This window comes from Epibacterium sp. HA2-3 (assembly GCF_055693725.2).
Genome location: NZ_CM172490.1, coordinates 2975061 through 2991668, shown reverse-complemented (window position 1 = coordinate 2991668; position 16608 = coordinate 2975061). Strand labels below are relative to the sequence as shown.

Sequence of the window (16608 nt, the reverse complement as noted above, 5' to 3'; positions counted from 1 at the left end):
TGTCCCGGCCCCACGTTGTAGCGCCTATCCCGTACTGCGAGATCTTGCACATCTCACAGTGGGGAGTGCGTTTCGCAATGTGCACTACAAATTCGTTTCTCAAATCGTTGGGCGTGGAGATCTACGCGTCGGGTCACCGGCGGTGGCCGGATGAAGCCAAGGCCCGGGCAGTGGCGGATACGCTCGAACCGGGCGCGACAGTGAATGGCGTGGCGGCGCGGTATGGAGTCTTGCCAAACCAGCTGTCGGCCTGGCGCCGGTTGGCGAAGCAGGGGAAGCTGGTGTTGCCAGCAGCGGAGCTGGACGAACCGGTCTTCGCCCCGCTGGTAGTCTGCGATGTGCCGGAGGTGCTGCCGGAACCGGACATGGCGGCACCGAAAGAGGTGATCCGGATCGTCTCAGGCGAAGTCAGGATCGAGCTGGCGCCCGGCACGCCCGCGACCCGGATCGCCGAGATCGCGCATGCGCTCGGGACCTCGCCATGCTGATGCCCTCACAGGGCCTCCGGATTTTGGTTGCGACAAAACCGGTGGACTTCCGCAAAGGCCATGACGGCCTGGCAGCGCTCGTGCAGTCGACGCTTGCCGAGGATCCGTTCACGGGCACGGTCTTCGTGTTCCGGTCGAAGCGCGCCGACCGGTTGAAGATCCTGTTCTGGGACGGCAGCGGACTCGTGATGGCCTACAAACGGCTGGAAGAAAACACCTTCACTTGGCCCGCGATCCGCGATGGGGCAATGACCCTGAACCGGGCGCAGTTCGAGGCCCTGTTTGCCGGTTTGGACTGGCGCAGGGTTCGATCTCTGGAGGTGCGCCGACCGGCTGTGGCAGAGTGACTCAGCCTATTGAATAACCGGGCATTGGCGCCCCGGGCCCGGTATAATCCAGCCATGCCCGACGCCCCGCCCATCGACCTGTCCGCGATCCCTGAGAGCCAGCGCGCCGCCGTTCTGGCGGTGCTGCAGGAAAACGGCGCCCTGAAGGAAGCCAACCGGCGGCTCGAGCATCTCGTGGCCGAGTTGAACCATGTCGTGCATGGCAAACGGTCCGAGAAGCTGAGTGATGACGACCGGCAGCTTGCCTTCGAAGACCTGGAAACCGCCGTCGCCGAGGTCGAGACCCGCAGGGAGCAGGCCGCCCCCTCCACCCAGACCCCGCGCGCGACACGGCAGCGCAATCTCGGCCATCTGCCCGCGGACCTGCCGCGCATCGAGCGTGTCATCGAACCGGCGAGCCTTGAGTGTCCTTGCGGCTGCGGCCGCATGCACCAGATCGGCGAGGATCGGACCGAACGTCTGGACATCGTGCCTGCGCAGCTTCGTGTGCTGGTCGACATCCGGCCGAAGTATGCCTGCCGCATTTGCTCGGACGGGGTCACCCAGGCGCCCGCCGCGCCGCGGCTGATCGAGGGCGGTCTGCCGACCGAGGGCGCCATCGCTCATGTGCTGGTCTCGAAGTTCGCGGACCACCTGCCGTTCTACCGCCAAGGCCAGATCCTGGCGCGCTCCGGCATCCAAGTCGACCGCAGCACCCTGGCGGACTGGGCAGGCACCGCCGCCTTCCACCTCGGCCCCGTGGTCGACCGGCTGGCGGAACACATCAAGTCCTCCGGAAAGCTGTTCATGGATGAGACCACGGCTCCGGTCCTCGACCCCGGACGCGGCCGAACCAAGACCGGCTACCTCTGGGCCCTGGCCCGCGATGATCGCGGATGGGGCGGAGAAGACCCGCCCGGTGTCGTCTTCACCTACCAGCCCAGCCGCGCCGGCGCCCACGCGGAACAGATCCTTCAGGGCTTCGACGGTATCCTGCAGCTCGACGGCTACACCGGTTATGACCGGCTGACGCGCCCGTCCCGCAAGGGCGGCGCGCCGATCACGGTGGCCCACTGCTGGGCGCATGCGCGGCGCAAGCTGAAGGAGGTCTTCGACCGCGACGGCTCGGAAATCGCCGCCGAGGGCCTGCGCCGGATCGCTGAGCTCTACCGCATCGAGGCCGAGATCCGGGGCATGGGCCCGGGCCAACGTCTGTCGGCCCGTCAGGCCCGCAGCGCGCCCCTCGTGGCCGAGTTCGGTGATTGGCTGCAGGCACAGCGTCTGCGTATCTCGGCCAAGTCGCGCCTCGGCGAGAAGCTGACCTACATCCACCGCCAGTGGGGCGGCCTGCAGACCTTCCTCCACGACGGCCGCGTCGAGATGGACTCCAACGCCGTCGAAAACCTGATCCGCCCGATCGCCCTGACAAGAAAGAACGCACTCTTCGCCGGCCACGACGAGGGCGGCCGCACCTGGGCCCGCATCGCCTCCCTGATAGCCACCGCGAAGATCAACGGCGTCGCGCCCTTTGCCTATTTGAAGGCGACCCTGGAAGCCATCGCCGCCGGTCACCCGGCCAGCAGGATCGACGAGCTGCTACCTTGGAACTTCACCCCGTAAAGCTGAACAGGCGTGGGGTGGCGACAGCGCTTACTGTTTATTGAACAGGCTTTTGAGGTCGGACAATCTCGCACGAAGGCATCAGACGGATACCACGCAGGCAAGCCCCAAGACATACGCCGGCTGGGTCAAGATCAGGACCTCCCCAGCAATCGGTGCGCATCTCTCGCCGCATAGCTTGGCCCAAGCAGCACAACACTTAGGCTCTCATACACAAAGTGGCACCCAGTCTGCCGCGTCAGTTCGCAACACGCACGGATGCCAGCACCTATTGAAAGTCGCTTGCGATGAGTACACAGCTCGGCCCCGCGCGCTCATCCAGGCTAACAAAAAAACACCCCGGGCGGGTCTCCCGGGGTGTTTGGTCAGGGGGCTGATGTCACGCGGGTCAACGCACGACGAACTCCGCATGCAGCGCCCCTGCAGCCTTGAGACTCTTTAGAATGTCGATCATGTCCCTTGGTGAAACGCCCAGCGCATTGAGACCAGAGACAACCTCAGATAGCGAAGTGGTTTCGGGCACCTCTGCAAGCTGGATACCGTCTTCTTCTTCGATGGCGGCTCCAGTCCGCGGAACCACAACGGTTTCGCCATCAGCAAACGGATTGGGTTGTGAGACCAGCGGAGCTTCCTCGACACGCAGTGTCAGATTCCCTTGGGCGACCGCCACGTTGGAGATGCGCACATCGCTGCCCATCACAATCGTACCGGAGCGCTGGTCTACGACCACACGTGCCTTTCGTTGCGGTTCAACCAGCACGTTCTCCATCCGCCCCACGGCATGCGCTGTCGAGCGCGCATTGGTGCGTTGGATGTTGACTTCGACAGTACCTGAATCGCGCATCACCGCGACATTGCGACCAAATTCATTGTTGATCGCTCGCTCGATGCGGCCGGCCGTGGTAAAATCGGGCTCACGCAGCGCAAGTCGCATGGAATTGAGCGACGAGAGATCAAACTCGATCTCACGCTCGACCCGAGCACCTGATGGGATCACACCAGAAGTCGGCACCCCCTGTGTCACGGTCGCGGCATCGCCTTCGGCAACCGCTCCGCCTGCCAGAATGGTGCCCTGCGCGACGGCATAGATTTGGCCATCCGCCGCATTGAGAGGCGTCATGATCAATGTCCCGCCCAGAAGGCTGCTGGAGTCCCCAATTGCAGAAACGGTCGCATCAATCGTGCCCCCAACGCGTGCAAAGGGTGGCAGGGTCGCGGTCACAAAAACTGCCGCGACGTTCTTTGGACGGAATTGCTCGCCACTTACGTTCACGCCGAGGCGCTCAAGGATGTTGGTCATGATTTCTTCGGTAAAGGGAGAGTTGCGAAGCCCGTCCCCCGTGCCATCAAGACCGACGACCAAGCCGTAACCGACCAGATCATTCCCCCGGACCCCGTCAAACTCGACAAGGTCCTTGAGGCGGATTGCGTTGGCCTGTGCAAGCGTAGGCAGCACTAGGCAGGTGATGAGGATATGAAGAAACTTGCGCATTACATGTAGTTCAACAGATTGAGTTGCGAGGAGCGCACGGTAATCGAATAGAGCGCTTCGAGCTGGAACTGGACTTCTTCCACACGGCTTGCGGTCTCAGCCGGGTCCGCGAGGATGAGATCGTTCAGGGTCGTCCCCATCGTGGTCAGCGCAGCGGTGTTTCGAACCTGCGTTTCCTCGATCCGCGCCTCGACAAACCCGAGGTCGGACTGCACATCTGTCAGCTCTGCCTGGGCATTCATCAGCTCAGTCCCGGCACGTTTCACAAGAGCAGACGCTTCGACGGTGGAGAGGTGGGATAGATAGTCCTCGCTCGCCAGTGCCCCAAGCGCAAAACTCTGCATGGCTTGTTTCAGCCGCTCATCGTCTGCCCGCAATGCAAAGTTCACCTCTTCATTGGCGCCGATACGAACGGCGCTCATGCTGCTGGTGGACCCATTGTACATGATTGCATCAAAGCCCGCTGGATCGTTGAACCAATCCTCAACGGCCTGGAAAATGTCATCGACATCAGTCAGAGCACCAACTTCCGCCACCAGCGCTGTCATCATCGTGTTTGGGCTCTCCAGCGGCGTGACGCTGGTATCCGTTCCCGCAAAGAGGCTTCGGCCCGAAAACTTGCCGTTCAAATTGGAGATCGTCTCGGTCAGGAAGTTCTCAGACTGCGCCGCCATCTCCTGAGATGTCGTGTCATTTGATGTGCTCGAAAGCGCCAGAATGTCGGAGCCGAGCTTCAGGGCGCTCTCGTTGATCCGCTCCAGATAGCTCTGCGCGGTCGAGGCAAAAAGACCGGCCTCTTGCGCGGCAACCTTGTAGCTGTCCATCTTCGAGATGGAACGCTCCAGGTCGACCACAAAACCAAGGTCTCCACCCAGCCGCTCTGGCAGGTTTGAGGCGATCCCAGTGCTCATTTCCTGAGTGAGCGTATCAAGGGTCGAGTTCAGCTCTACCGAGCGGCGACGCAGGAAGAGATATTGCGCCATGTCTCCAAAAGATTGTACATGCATTGCTTACAGCCTCATCAATTCCTGCATCATTTCGTCGATCGCCTGGATCATCCGAGCGTTCGCAGCATAGATTGTCTCAACCATCATAAGGGTTTGCAGCTCAGAGTCGGTGTCGACGCCTTGCTCCAGCTCTCGCGACTGAATGTCGCTGAAGATCGCAGACGAATACGCCAGTTCCTGTTCCGCCCAGGTGTTTTCCTGCGTAAAGTTGGTCATCAGATTGGCGGCAATAGCATAGGCACTGTAATCGCCAGACCCGAGCCCCGGAGAGGTGATCGTATTGGTGGCTTCCATCGCCTCGGCGTAATTGTTGAGAATAGTGGTATCCCCACGTTCACCGATTGCAGTCGCATTCAAACCGTCCCGCAGGCGCCAGGTTTCAGCACTGCCGCTCATGGAAATGATCGAATTCAGCTCGATCCGATTGGCCACCCCTAAGGTATTCACCGGATCAAAGAAGGCGCCCTGATCGGTAAAGATCCCCGGATCGGTTGCACCAAGCGTTGGGTCAACTGCCGGGTCCTGGAACCGCTGGATCAGATCCGCGGCCATGGTGTCGAGATCCTCTTGGGCCTGCACCGAGGCCACGTCGCGCACATGGAACTGAGCCGCAAGACTGCCACCGCCGATCTTGCCATTGATTGAGGTATCGATCTGCTTGCCGTCGATCTCAAGGCCCGAGAGCTGCCCGTTTCCAAGCGTCATATATGGCGTCACGAGGCGCGTCTCATCAAAAGAGAACTCCGCAACAGAGCCACCATCAATGAGCTTGATGCCGGAGTTGGTATAGAGCGCAGTCTGATTGTTGTCGCGCTTGTGCACCTGAACCGGGATCACCTCGTTGATCGCGTCAATAAGATTGTCACGCTGATCTTCGAGACCCGAAGGATCCTGACCGCGTACCTCTGCCGCGAGGATCTTTCTGTTGAGGTCGTTCAAGGTCTCGAGATTGGTCTCCAGCCCCTGAACAAGCGCAGCGATTGAGTCCTCTGCTTTGTTGCGCAGGCTCGACACACCCTCGGCAGCATCGCGAATGGACATCGCCAATTCCCCCGCCTGCATCGACAAATCGTTGAGGCGTGCATCCGAGTCTGGCAGCGATGTCGCCTCGATCAGGGCGGTTTCCATGTCGGTCATGCGCTGAGCGATCGAGTAGGCATCATTGACCGTGCCGACCTGCTCAGAAACGCGTGCGTAGAACCCCGCTGTCACCGAAGTGGCAGCGTAGTTGGCTTCTGCGGAGCGAACGCTCTTTTGAATGGCCGGGTCAATCATGCGCTGTACGGAACCGATCCGCACACCGCCCGCCGCGCCGTTGGAGCTGAGATCCAGGGTGCGGCGATAATACCCTTCGCTCAGGGCATTCGCGAGGTTGTCGGAGATCACCGACGTCGACCGGCTCGCGGCTGTGATACCGGTCATTGCGCTACTAAGGGCAGTCGATAGAGACATCCCAAATCACCTTCTGTGACTAAGTTCTAGCTGTGGAAAGCGCTGATTTTATCAGCGCTTAATGTTGGTCGTTTCCTGAAGCATCTCATCCACAGTCTGAATGACCTTTGCGTTCGACGAATAGGCCCGCTGGGTCTGGATCATCGTGGTCAATTCAGAAGCAACATCGGTGCCGGATTCCTCCTGACGGTAGCTGGCCACTGTTCCAGTCGGCCCAGCGCCCGCATCCCAGAGGTAGTACGCACCACTGTCAGGGGAGGGCATGAAGGTCTGGCTGTCCAGAGACCGCATCCCATTGGCATTTGGCATATCCGCAAGCGGGATCTGGTAAACGATGCGACTGCTGCCGTTTTCATAGAGCGCATGCACATAGCCGCCCTCATCCACTTCAACACCCGCAAAGCTTGCCGCTTCATAGCCATCTTTTTCGATGGTCGCGGCAGAGAAAGAGCTGGCAAGCTGCGTCATCACGCCGATTTCAATCTCTATTGGACCGCTATCCGTGGTGACTATTATGGCGCCAGTCGCAGGATCATAGGCGCCACCGGTTGTGGTCGTGACGGTAGAGAGCGTCCCTTTACCCGTCACGGAGTCGTCAAACGTCAACGTGTAGTCCCCAACCACGGTGCCTGTGACACCATCGGTGAGGGTCATGGTCCACTCGTTGTCCGCAGCCCCAGTTGGGGTGTAGACGATGTTCAGGTCCTGTTGACCGCCGAGGTTGTCAAAATACTGGATGGTGTTTTCTTCAGCCGCCCCAGCGGCACCTGTCACAGCGCTGCTTGCAGGCAGGTTTACACCCAGGCTCACTGCAGTGGTCGGGGCCGCACTCAGCTGTGCAGTATCAAATCTGATGGGCTCGAGCGGATCATCCGTGTCGCGCGCGACGCTGGGGAGTGTTCCATCGGAATTCGCGGGCCAACCCAGCAGCACCAGACCGGAGCTTGTTGTCAGATACCCTTCGTCATTGGTGCGGAAGGAGCCGGAGGTGGTCAGAAGCATGTTCGGATCTTCACCTGCCTTCACTTCGGCCAAGCTTGCGACCGGGAGGAAACCACGGCCTGCAACGGCGAGATCGGTGGCGTTGCTGGTGGAGATCAGGGAGCTGCGCTCGTCAATCATGCGCGTGTTGTTGACGGAGACGCCACCTGCTGCGTAGCGGCCGCCGGATTGGGAAATGACCATGGATTCAAATGAGGTCACAACACGCTTGTAGCCGGCTGTCGAGGAGTTCGCGATGTTATCGGAAATGGCTGCCAAACGAGTTGAATTCGCGGCGAGCCCTGCTACTCCAGCATTCAGCGAGGAGGAAATGGTCATTAGATACGCCTTTCTGCTGCATCTTGATTTATTCTCGCTGAAAGGATTACCGCGGTTGTACTTAACGTGCGGCTAACAGATAAAATCCAATCTATCTGTTAGCCGCATTTGTCTTATTTTTATGGAGCAATCACTTCCGCAGGAGCGTGATGGTGATGCGGTTATTCCGCTCGGACATCGGGTTCTGCGACGCCAGGTCACGATCCGCAAAGCCCGTCACCCGAGAGATTCGCTTGGCTGACATACCGCCCGCTTGCAGCAGTTCCCGCGTTTGGTCAGCGCGTGCATGAGACAGCGCCCAGACCGGGTTGTTCGCAATCACAACCGGGGTCGATGCGACATGTCCGCCGATCGCCACGTTGTTCTCGACCCCAGAGGTCACACGGGCAACCATGCGCAGCAGATCGCGCATCAACACGGTCGGACGCTCGCTGTCAGCCTCAAACAGAGTTGCATCTTCGGTTTCGAACAATTCGATGATCAGACCCTCGTCGGTGACGCGGGTCACGATGTGACGGGCCATGTCGATGCTCACCATGCTCTCTCCACCGCGGCCCATCAGCGCCTCTTCGATCTGGCGGAAGCTCGCCTCTTCGGCTGCGTCGCTCTGCTGGTCATCGGCAACCCCGGTTTCCCCCTGAGCACGCGATGCATCCGTCGGATTCTCTTTGGTGGCGCCAACACCATTCTGCGGCTTCACGTCCTCGGTGAACATCGTGTCCCCCTGGAACGCGCCGTTGCCACCACCGGAGACCCGGCTGAGTGGAATCGACGGCGAAAAGTAGTCTGCAAGACCTTTGCGCTGCTTCTCAGTCGTCGCATTGAGAAGCCACATCAGCAGGAAGAAAGCCATCATTGCGGTCACGAAGTCGGCATAGGCGACTTTCCATGCGCCGCCATGGTGACCGTCCCCGCCACCCTTCTTGACCTTCTTGATAATAATCGGAGCCTGGTTGCTCTGTGCAGTCATGTTCCCACCACCTTTTCTGTTCACCCAAAACCGGGATACAGAGGGCTTTCTTAACTAGGTCTTAACAGATAAAATTGACCCAAGTAACACGCCTAAACCTATGGTTTTCAAGGCAAAATTGGGGCCATCCTGGCTTTTCGGGGGAGAACCTGAGGCGGACCGAAGGCAGCATTGCGACCCAATTGTGGCGGCCTGCAAAGAGGGGCAAATTCCTGCCTTCTTTGCCCGGGCCAGGGCACCAGTTTACTCTACGATTCGCGGGGAATGTTCTTCTGAACCTTGCGGGTTCCACCGAGAGACAACACAATCGAACACATTGACAGTGTCAGCGGCTGTCGCGAGGCCATATTGCCAGCATAGAGTTAAGAACCTCTACTCAACCGTGGCGAGGCGCATATCGTGACAATCACGCGATCTGAACGCGCTGCCCCTCTACGATATGTTGTGCCCGGATGGCGGGAGTGGGGTTAAGACTCCACACGCCATACGTACATCTGTCGAACTATGGCTTAACTTTATGGCGGTAAGCTGGGCGCAAACGACGATCTACGCGAGGCGCTCTGTCCATGACTTATTCTATCCGAACCGCAATTCTCTCTATTGTAGGTCTGGCCGCAATCGGCATGTGCGCACTCGTTGGCCTGTCCTTTTATACAAACGCTGCACGCGACACGTCGCAACAGGAGATCGAGCAAGTCGAAACGCTGAACGCGACAATCGTCCAGCTCGAAATCGCCTTTCTTCAGGCGCGCCGCGCTGAAAAGGATTTCCTGCTGCGCAGTGATGAGAAATACGTAGGGCGTCACGCCGACATTCTGACGCAACTCAATGCCACTTTGGACTCCGCCCGCGCGCAGACGAACGAGATAGATGGCATGTCCGATGTCTCCGCCAACCTCGATGACCTCCAAGTGGCGGTCGCCAGTTACGCCGCAAGTTTCCAAGATGTTGTTTCAAGCTCTATAGCGCTGGGTCTGAATGAAACCGAAGGGCATCAGGGCAAGCTGCGCGCTGCCGTGCATTCGGTCGAAGAGAGCCTCAAAGACAGCGCCTACCCCGAAATGATGGTCAAGATGTTGATGATGCGCCGGCACGAGAAGGACTTCATCATGCGTCGAAACACCAAATACCTGGGCCGCCTCGAGCAGCGCATCGAAGAATTCCACGCCTTTCCGGACAGCTATTTCAGCAGTGTGGATCAACAGGCGGAAATCGACGCGCTTCTTGAGACGTATCGCTCGACATTTGCCGCTTTTGTAGACGAGACAATGAAGCTGACAGAGCGGACAGGGATCATGTCAGACCGCTATGCCGCTGCTGAACCTATTCTCGATGAGACGCGGACCCTTATTCGGGATCGCCGGGACATGATCGTCACCTCCGCCAAGGCCGCCCAGCGCGAACTGATGAACCGCTCGTCGATTCTCGCTGGCATCGGGCTTTTGACCTTCATTGCGTTGGGCTTTGCGCTGGCTCAGAAGATTTCCGGGCCTCTGCTGAAAATTCAGCGCGTACTTCAGCAGATGTTCGAAGGAAAATTCGACGCCGAGATCCCGCAGTCCCGCATCAACGAAGTCAGCGCCGTGAGCACTGCGATTGAGAACTTCCGCGATGGACAGATCGAACGCGAGCGATTTGCGACCGAAATCAACAAAGTCATCAGCGCTTGCGCCGAGGGCGATTTCTCGCAACGCATCCCAATCGACGATGAAGAGAGCGAGTTTGCGCAGCTTGGTCATGGTGTGAACAGCATCGGGACGGTGGTGGAAAGCGGCCTCGCCGACGTGCGGTTCACCGTGGATGCGCTTGCTGGCGGTGATCTGACGGTACGGATGCCGGATTCGCATCGCGGTGTCTTTGCAGAAATCGCGGCAGCGGTCGATGCGCTAAGCCTTACTCAGACCGAAGTGATCCGCCAGCTGATAGAAAGCAGCGTGACCCTGAACAATACCGCAAATGAAATCGCTGCAGCGACACTTGACGCCTCCAAACGCGGTGAGTCGGCAGCGGCCTCGCTTGAGGAGACCACAGGCGCGATCCAGATCCTCAACGACTCCGTGCAGGATACTGCATCGAACTCGCGCCAAGCGCATGAGTATGTGCGCGACGCCCAAAACCGCGTAGCCTCAACGCTGGCGGTGGCGGAGGAAACCACAGCCGCGATCAACCGGGTCCGCGAAGCATCTGAAGCCATCAGCAAGATCACCGATCTGATCGAAGGCGTGTCGTTCCAGACCAATCTTTTGGCGCTCAATGCCGGGGTCGAAGCAGCCCGCGCCGGTGAGGCCGGCGCCGGATTTGCGGTTGTTGCTTCGGAAGTGCGCGCCTTGGCGCAGCGCTCTGCGGAGGCGACGCAGGAAATCAATGAACTGATCCGAAACAGCTCCAACGAGGTGCGGCAGGGGGTTGAGCTTGTCAGCCGGACCGGAGGAGAGCTCAATGCCATCAAAGACAGTGTGGCGAGCCTCGTTCAGATGGTGGATCAGATCTCTGTCGCCAACAGTGAGCAGTCGACCAGTATCACCGAGGTCAACACCGCCGTGACGCAGCTCGATGAAAGCTCGCAGAAGAATGCAGCGATGCTCGAGGAGACTGCCGCCTCGACACAGATGCTTCGAGATGAGGCCGCGAAACTGGTCGCCTCGGTCAGTCGTTTCAAGATCGAAGCAACCGATACGCCTCAGAGCGCCAACCTAGATCAGGCCTTTGACGACGCAGATGACGACCACAAGGTCGCCTGACTTCGCTCTTATCTAAAAACACGCAAGGGGTCGGTTCCGTCAAGAACCGGCCCCTCCAGCTTGAGGCTGTGGCCATCGAGCCGCCCGTCTACGCGATAGTGCTGATGGAGAACCTCAGGGGTCAGCACCGCTTGCGGGGGGCCTTCTGCGACCAGCTGACCCTCCTGAATCAGATGCACCGTGTCGCAGTAGCGCGCCGCCATTCCCAAGTCGTGAAATGACACGATCGCGCTGCGCCCCCTGCGACGCACCTCATCCAACAATCGCAGTTGATAGTGCAGATCCAGGTGATTTGTCGGCTCATCGAGCACATAGACCTCCGGATCGCAGGCGAGAAGCTGCGCGAAGTAGCAGCGCTGCAGCTCTCCCCCGGAAAGGCTCTCGGCGTCTTGTCGGGCCTTGTCCTGCAGACCCACCAAACTGAGCGCATCCTGCACGGCCTCTTTGCGTTTCGCGCTGGGGCGCTCACGCAGGGTGAGGCCGATCTCCACGATGTCTTCGGGTGTCAGACCAGACAAGAGCCCGCCACCCTGGACCAGAGCGCCGACATGCCGCGCCCATTGCGCTGGGCTGAAGTCGGACTGCGGACGCCCATTTAGTCGTACCTCGCCGGATTGCGGCGCGATCGCGCGATAGAGGACACGAAGAAGCGTCGTCTTGCCAGCACCGTTTGGACCAAGAAGACCGTGAAATCGCCCACGCTCCACACAAAGCGAGAGGTTGCGAACATAGGGGAGCCCACCAACTGCCACGGAGAGATCCTGGATTTCGAGAATGGGATCATCGGGCATGGGCCATCCCCCGCAGGATATAGATGAACGGCGGCGCCGCCAGGAGCGCCAGCAACACGCCAAGCGGCAATTCCTCTGGCGCCAGTACGACCCGACACGCCAGATCGACAAGAATCAGTGTGATCGCCCCGAGGATGGCCGCCTGTGGGATCAGGACACGGTGGCGGGCGCCGACCAACAGGCGCGCCATATGGGGCAGGATCAGCCCCACAAAACCAACGATCCCCGCGATCGAAACGGCCACCCCGGTCAGCGCGATTGTGACAAAGAACACCAGCAGTCGCATACGCCCGACATTGACGCCCAGTGATTGCGCGCGCTCATCCCCGAGCAAAGTTGCATCCAGCTTGGACGACGCGCGCAACGCCAACACCAGCGACAAAGCGAGGATGGTGCCCAGAAGTGGTAGCTCCTCCCAATCGGTTCCCGCCGCCGTTCCCATCAACCACCCCATCGCATTGCGGGTGGCATGCGGATCACCAACATAGAGGAAGAACGCCGTAAGCGCCTGGAACATAAGGGATACCGCAACACCGGCGAGGATAACCACCAAAGGATCGAGCGCACGCCCTCGCCGGTGCGAGAGCGAGAGCGTCATCAGGAAAGCAGCTGCCGCACCAAGAAAGGCGATCAGAGGGAGACCAAGTGTTTCCGTCATCTGCGACGGAAACCAGATGATCGCCCCAACGGCCGCCGCCGAGGCTCCTGAGGACACTCCCATCAGATAAGGATCAGCCATCGGGTTGCGCAGCGCGGTCTGCATCAAGAGACCAGCCAGCGTCAAACCTGCGCCGATCATTCCCACCGCCAGCACACGTGGAATGCGCCATTGCCATACGATCATCGACAGCCCACGCGGTGCATCATCGTCATGCATGAGGATCGCTAGCCGATCACCCCAGCTGATGTCAGCAGTGCCCCAGAGCACCCCTGCGGCCATCGCAAGCAACAACGCCAGACCAGAGGCTGGCAGCAACATGGGCGATCCGCGACGCATTTACGGCAGCTTTGCAAGTTGATTGTTCACCGTCTCCACGCCATCGGCAAAGCGCATCCCCAACAGCGTTTCCGAGAAGGGGACGGTTACAAAACGCCCCTCTTTGACCGCGCGCAACGCGCTCAATACTGGGTCCGCTTCCATGTGCGCGCGTTTTTCTGCGGCGGTCGACCAATCCGCCTCGATCAACAGGATCACATCCGGGTCTGCGGCAACCACATGCTCCCAAGAGAGATCGACCCAAGTGCCGGGCACATCGCTGCTGATGCTCTGAAGCCCCGTGAGCGACGCCAGCAGCGCAGGCCCGCCACAACACCCGATGGAGAAAGGCGTCTCTGCCCCGCTATCATAGATGAAGGCAGTCTGCCCCGCCCCGGACGGCGCTGCTTTGACAGAGTCCAACCGCTGTTGAAGGGTATCGATCAATGCGTTCGCACGGTCTTCCACGTTGAATATTTTTCCAACATTTTCAATATCTTCAAAGATCGGGGCAACGGTCAAGGGCACGTCCTGAGGGTGTTTGTCCTTGCAGGAGGCATCCACAAGATAGGTGCTGATCCCGAGGTCGTGCCATTTCTCGACGGCACCGAGATTGTCCTCGGAAAACGCCGATCCAAAACCGGCAAACAAAAAGTCCGGTTCCTGCGCCAAGACGACCTCGGCGGCTGGGTATTTTTCAGCCAGAACCGGCACGCTCTCGTAGGCGTCGTTCCATTGCGCGGGAATCGCGTCGTCAATGTACGCGGTTCCAACCATCGCATCCTGCAGGCCCAGCGCCAGCATCACTTCGGTGGCCTGCTGGTTGAGCGTGATCGCGCGGCTCGGCGTTTTATCGAACACTTGAGAGACGCCGCAGCTTTGGATGGTGACGGCATCGGCATGCGCTGCAGATGCCATGAGGCCGAGCAATGGCAAAAGGTTACGCAGTTTCATGGGAGACTCCCGTTTGATGGAAAATGAGATGTTCAAGCCGACCACCCTGCACAAGGACGGTTTTGACAAAACGCTGGATCTCCGAGAGATCCGCAACCCGATACCAATCCCCGCGCGGATAATGCACGATCACCGGCCCCGCATTGCAGGGAAAGACGCAGCCCGTTGTGGTGACCAGACAGCTGTCCCCAAGCCCCGCGCGCCGGATTTCCGACTTGAGATGATCCGCAAGGTTCGGTGCGTCTTTGAGGTGGCAACGCGGACCGGTACAGACCAGGAGATGGTGCTGATGCGATGGGGGCAGATCCCAGCCTTTGCCGATCTCGCCTCTGGGCCGATCCACGACCCGCTGCAACGAGACCTCTGCGCTGGCAACCGCCCGGATCACGTCGTCGTCATGCTCGGGACTGCTCGCGAAGAAAACTTCGGGAGGAACGCCACTTTGCTGCGCGCACCATGCCCCCGCCGCACCCGGTAGCCAGTTTTCCAGGGATTGCGAAAACGGAAGGCCCACAGGACGCAGGTCGATTCGGCGCGCACCACGCGCCCTGAGTGTGTCCAGCGCTTGCCATAGCCCGACCCCGTCTGCCTCCAGCCGAATGGCCATCGCAGGTTTGGGCGCAAGCTCTTCGAGCCGTCTCGAAAGCGCCGCAAACCTCTTTGTGCTGACGTAATTGGCTGAAATCAGATAGAGATAAACGTGCATCCCAACCTCCGACCAAGAGGCGTGCAAGTGTGACTCATCAGAGTTTTGACATCTGGCATCGCGTCCTCCGCGGGCCCACCGCCCGCTTGGTTAAAAAGTCGCGATGGCAGGTCTCCTGACTTGCGGGTTATTGCGCGTCCGTCCCTTCCCGATCCATGAGGATCAGTGGTCTGTGACGGGGCGCTCGCCGCTTACAGTTGCGGGGGCAGTTTCGGATTTGGCGCCCTTTGGCTCCTCCGCACCGAATTCCCTTTTCATCCCACCGGCCTTAGGCGTCGGGGAACCATCGCCCCTCTCATGCGGCAGTCTTGTCGCCTGTGTCAAGCGACGGCTGCACATGATCGCAGCTGGCCGTCTGCAGCAGGTGCTTGCATCTGCCCGCATCCGCCCGCATGTTCTGCCATATGACCCAAGACACCACCCGTAAAACGCTGCTTTGCTTTGGCTTTGGCTACACGGCCCGCGCGCTGGCAAAGATCCTGCCACGCGACGCGTGGCGCATCATCGGAACAACCCGGGATCGCTGCGAGGACCAATCCGAGAGTGGGGTGGAATTGATGACATGGCCCGGACAAGATGTGCCGCTTCGGGATGTAACGCATATTCTGCTCTCCATCAGTCCTTCAGAAGACGGCGATCCCGTCCTGAATGCGCTTGGCGCCGAGATTGCTGCGCTGCCGTCGTTGGAGTGGATCGGCTATCTGTCGACAACTGCCGTATATGGTGATCACGATGGCGGCTGGGTTGACGAGATGACTCCCGCAACCCCGTCGAGCCAGCGCGGAAACTGGCGCGTCCGCGCCGAAGAGGAGTGGAGCAGCCTCGCAGGACTGCCCCTGCATATCTTTCGCCTTGCCGGGATCTATGGCCCGGGTCGTGGACCCTTTGCCAAGCTGATGGCGGGCAAGGCGCGCCGTATCGTCAAACCCGGTCAGGTGTTTTCGCGCGCCCATGTGGAGGACATCGCGCAGGTTCTCAAAGCATCGATCCAGGCGCCAAATCCAGGCGCGATCTACAATGTCTGCGACGACGAACCCGCTCCACCGCAGGATGTTCTGGGCTACGCTGCAGAGCTCTTGGGCCTGCCGATCCCATCCGAGGTTCCCTTTGACGAAGCCGGGATGAGCCCGATGGCGCGCAGTTTTTACGGTGAAAACAAACGTGTGCGCAACGCGCGGATCAAGGACGAGCTCGGGGTGGAATTGCGCTACCCGGATTATCGAAGCGGATTGCAGGCGGTCTTTTCAGCGGAGGACATGGAGAAATTTGTCCCGCCTGCGGATCCACCCGGCGTGTAAACAACACCTTCAATCATGGTCGCCCAAGCACAAGCTATGGTCCCCCAAGGCGCTCAGGACTTGGCACTGACCACCATTGCCACCTTGGCACAGGGTGGTGATCCGCTCCAATTCGGCCTCGAGACGGCGTAAGCGCGCGATCCGCGCCCTCACCTTTTCAAGCTGCGACTGCGCGATGCGATCGGCAGCTCTGCAATCCTGGCCCAGCTGCCCGTTGAGCCCCATCAAATCCCTGATTTCTTCCAATGTAAAACCGAGATCGCGGGCATGTTTGATAAAGCCAAGCCGCTCCAGCCCCGCCTGATCGTAGCGCCTTTGATTGCCGGCATTTCTACTGACATGGTCGATCAAACCGATCTCTTCGTAATAGCGAATGGTCGGAACCTTGACCCCGGTGGCCTTGGACAATGCACCAATGGACAGCATCAAATCCCCCTTGAACCTCTAGTCACTAGAGCAATTAAGTT

Annotated in this window: 15 protein-coding genes and 1 riboswitch; of the genes, 5 read left to right on the top strand and 10 right to left on the bottom strand. The window is 59.6% G+C overall.

Annotation, left to right across the window (positions count from 1 at the left end; all coding sequences use genetic code 11):
• Nucleotides 1-77: 77 nt before the first annotated feature.
• The 3 genes from tnpA to tnpC are packed head-to-tail and all read left to right on the top strand — an operon-like array spanning nucleotide 78 to nucleotide 2434.
• Complete coding sequence (tnpA, locus tag ACZ1HH_RS14020) at nucleotides 78-488, top strand: IS66-like element accessory protein TnpA (protein WP_472635111.1); 411 nt, start codon at nucleotides 78-80, stop codon at nucleotides 486-488.
• The gene (gene tnpB / locus ACZ1HH_RS14015) at nucleotides 482-835 is read left to right on the top strand and encodes an IS66 family insertion sequence element accessory protein TnpB (protein ID WP_168595277.1); all 354 of its coding nucleotides are present in this window, start codon (nucleotides 482-484) and stop codon (nucleotides 833-835) included. The genes tnpA and tnpB overlap by 7 nt, the downstream gene beginning before the upstream one ends.
• 54 nt (nucleotides 836-889) lie before the next feature.
• On the top strand, nucleotides 890-2434 hold the full coding sequence (gene tnpC, locus ACZ1HH_RS14010) for an IS66 family transposase (protein ID WP_168610441.1): 1545 nt from the start codon (nucleotides 890-892) through the stop codon (nucleotides 2432-2434).
• A 388-nt stretch (nucleotides 2435-2822) separates the two neighbouring features.
• Here tnpC and ACZ1HH_RS14005 read toward each other — a convergent pair whose 3' ends face one another.
• The 5 genes from ACZ1HH_RS14005 to ACZ1HH_RS13985 all read right to left on the bottom strand — a co-directional run bounded on the left by ACZ1HH_RS14005 (nucleotide 2823) and on the right by ACZ1HH_RS13985 (nucleotide 8675).
• Complete coding sequence (locus ACZ1HH_RS14005) at nucleotides 2823-3926, bottom strand: flagellar basal body P-ring protein FlgI (protein WP_011540255.1); 1104 nt, start codon at nucleotides 3924-3926, stop codon at nucleotides 2823-2825.
• Nucleotides 3926-4933, bottom strand: a complete 1008-nt coding sequence (locus ACZ1HH_RS14000; protein ID WP_011540254.1) for a flagellin N-terminal helical domain-containing protein — start codon at nucleotides 4931-4933, stop codon at nucleotides 3926-3928. Before ACZ1HH_RS14000 ends, ACZ1HH_RS14005 begins: the two co-directional genes overlap by 1 nt.
• 3 nt (nucleotides 4934-4936) lie before the next feature.
• A complete protein-coding gene (gene flgK / locus ACZ1HH_RS13995) occupies nucleotides 4937-6355 on the bottom strand; it encodes a flagellar hook-associated protein FlgK (protein ID WP_487320315.1) in 1419 nt (472 codons plus the stop codon).
• An 81-nt stretch (nucleotides 6356-6436) separates the two neighbouring features.
• Complete coding sequence (locus tag ACZ1HH_RS13990; protein ID WP_011540252.1) at nucleotides 6437-7705, bottom strand: flagellar hook protein FlgE; 1269 nt, start codon at nucleotides 7703-7705, stop codon at nucleotides 6437-6439.
• A 130-nt stretch (nucleotides 7706-7835) separates the two neighbouring features.
• The gene (locus tag ACZ1HH_RS13985; protein ID WP_011540251.1) at nucleotides 7836-8675 is read right to left on the bottom strand and encodes a flagellar motor protein MotB; all 840 of its coding nucleotides are present in this window, start codon (nucleotides 8673-8675) and stop codon (nucleotides 7836-7838) included.
• Nucleotides 8676-9241: 566 nt separating this feature from the next.
• Between ACZ1HH_RS13985 and ACZ1HH_RS13980 the strand changes: the two genes are divergently transcribed.
• Nucleotides 9242-11416: a methyl-accepting chemotaxis protein gene (locus ACZ1HH_RS13980; RefSeq protein WP_472636938.1), complete on the top strand. Its 2175-nt coding sequence runs from the start codon at nucleotides 9242-9244 to the stop codon at nucleotides 11414-11416.
• Between the two features lie 8 nt (nucleotides 11417-11424).
• Here the strand turns inward: ACZ1HH_RS13980 and ACZ1HH_RS13975 are convergent, their stop codons facing one another.
• Genes ACZ1HH_RS13975 through ACZ1HH_RS13960 form a run of 4 tightly spaced genes read right to left on the bottom strand, consistent with a single transcriptional unit; the run spans nucleotide 11425 to nucleotide 14843 of the window.
• Nucleotides 11425-12207 carry an ABC transporter ATP-binding protein gene (locus ACZ1HH_RS13975; protein WP_472636937.1) on the bottom strand — a complete coding sequence of 261 codons (783 nt, stop codon included), beginning with the start codon at nucleotides 12205-12207 and terminating at the stop codon, nucleotides 11425-11427.
• On the bottom strand, nucleotides 12197-13186 hold the full coding sequence (locus ACZ1HH_RS13970; protein WP_472636936.1) for a FecCD family ABC transporter permease: 990 nt from the start codon (nucleotides 13184-13186) through the stop codon (nucleotides 12197-12199). Before ACZ1HH_RS13970 ends, ACZ1HH_RS13975 begins: the two co-directional genes overlap by 11 nt.
• Before the next feature lie 18 nt (nucleotides 13187-13204).
• A complete protein-coding gene (locus ACZ1HH_RS13965) occupies nucleotides 13205-14137 on the bottom strand; it encodes an ABC transporter substrate-binding protein (protein WP_472636935.1) in 933 nt (310 codons plus the stop codon).
• The gene (locus ACZ1HH_RS13960; protein ID WP_416367613.1) at nucleotides 14124-14843 is read right to left on the bottom strand and encodes a (2Fe-2S) ferredoxin domain-containing protein; all 720 of its coding nucleotides are present in this window, start codon (nucleotides 14841-14843) and stop codon (nucleotides 14124-14126) included. Before ACZ1HH_RS13960 ends, ACZ1HH_RS13965 begins: the two co-directional genes overlap by 14 nt.
• Before the next feature lie 88 nt (nucleotides 14844-14931).
• Nucleotides 14932-15146: riboswitch (cobalamin riboswitch) on the bottom strand.
• 101 nt (nucleotides 15147-15247) lie between these two features.
• Between ACZ1HH_RS13960 and ACZ1HH_RS13955 the strand changes: the two genes are divergently transcribed.
• Nucleotides 15248-16141 carry an SDR family oxidoreductase gene (locus ACZ1HH_RS13955; RefSeq protein WP_472636934.1) on the top strand — a complete coding sequence of 298 codons (894 nt, stop codon included), beginning with the start codon at nucleotides 15248-15250 and terminating at the stop codon, nucleotides 16139-16141.
• A 9-nt stretch (nucleotides 16142-16150) separates the two neighbouring features.
• Here the strand turns inward: ACZ1HH_RS13955 and ACZ1HH_RS13950 are convergent, their stop codons facing one another.
• Nucleotides 16151-16567, bottom strand: coding sequence for a MerR family transcriptional regulator (locus ACZ1HH_RS13950; RefSeq protein ID WP_472636933.1), 417 nt, complete (start codon nucleotides 16565-16567; stop codon nucleotides 16151-16153).
• Nucleotides 16568-16608: the final 41 nt, after the last annotated feature.

What these genes read in the sequence shown, in the direction of transcription:
- tnpA (WP_472635111.1), top strand. Translation starts at nt 78, where the DNA reads ATGTGCACTACAAATTCGTTTCTCAAATCGTTGGGCGTGGAGATCTAC.
- tnpB (WP_168595277.1), top strand. Translation starts at nt 482, where the DNA reads ATGCTGATGCCCTCACAGGGCCTCCGGATTTTGGTTGCGACAAAACCG.
- tnpC (WP_168610441.1), top strand. Translation starts at nt 890, where the DNA reads ATGCCCGACGCCCCGCCCATCGACCTGTCCGCGATCCCTGAGAGCCAG.
- ACZ1HH_RS14005 (WP_011540255.1), bottom strand. Translation starts at nt 3,926, where the DNA reads ATGCGCAAGTTTCTTCATATCCTCATCACCTGCCTAGTGCTGCCTACG.
- ACZ1HH_RS14000 (WP_011540254.1), bottom strand. Translation starts at nt 4,933, where the DNA reads ATGCATGTACAATCTTTTGGAGACATGGCGCAATATCTCTTCCTGCGT.
- flgK (WP_487320315.1), bottom strand. Translation starts at nt 6,355, where the DNA reads ATGACCGGTATCACAGCCGCGAGCCGGTCGACGTCGGTGATCTCCGAC.
- ACZ1HH_RS13990 (WP_011540252.1), bottom strand. Translation starts at nt 7,705, where the DNA reads ATGACCATTTCCTCCTCGCTGAATGCTGGAGTAGCAGGGCTCGCCGCG.
- ACZ1HH_RS13985 (WP_011540251.1), bottom strand. Translation starts at nt 8,675, where the DNA reads ATGACTGCACAGAGCAACCAGGCTCCGATTATTATCAAGAAGGTCAAG.
- ACZ1HH_RS13980 (WP_472636938.1), top strand. Translation starts at nt 9,242, where the DNA reads ATGACTTATTCTATCCGAACCGCAATTCTCTCTATTGTAGGTCTGGCC.
- ACZ1HH_RS13975 (WP_472636937.1), bottom strand. Translation starts at nt 12,207, where the DNA reads ATGCCCGATGATCCCATTCTCGAAATCCAGGATCTCTCCGTGGCAGTT.
- ACZ1HH_RS13970 (WP_472636936.1), bottom strand. Translation starts at nt 13,186, where the DNA reads ATGTTGCTGCCAGCCTCTGGTCTGGCGTTGTTGCTTGCGATGGCCGCA.
- ACZ1HH_RS13965 (WP_472636935.1), bottom strand. Translation starts at nt 14,137, where the DNA reads ATGAAACTGCGTAACCTTTTGCCATTGCTCGGCCTCATGGCATCTGCA.
- ACZ1HH_RS13960 (WP_416367613.1), bottom strand. Translation starts at nt 14,843, where the DNA reads ATGCACGTTTATCTCTATCTGATTTCAGCCAATTACGTCAGCACAAAG.
- ACZ1HH_RS13955 (WP_472636934.1), top strand. Translation starts at nt 15,248, where the DNA reads ATGACCCAAGACACCACCCGTAAAACGCTGCTTTGCTTTGGCTTTGGC.
- ACZ1HH_RS13950 (WP_472636933.1), bottom strand. Translation starts at nt 16,567, where the DNA reads ATGCTGTCCATTGGTGCATTGTCCAAGGCCACCGGGGTCAAGGTTCCG.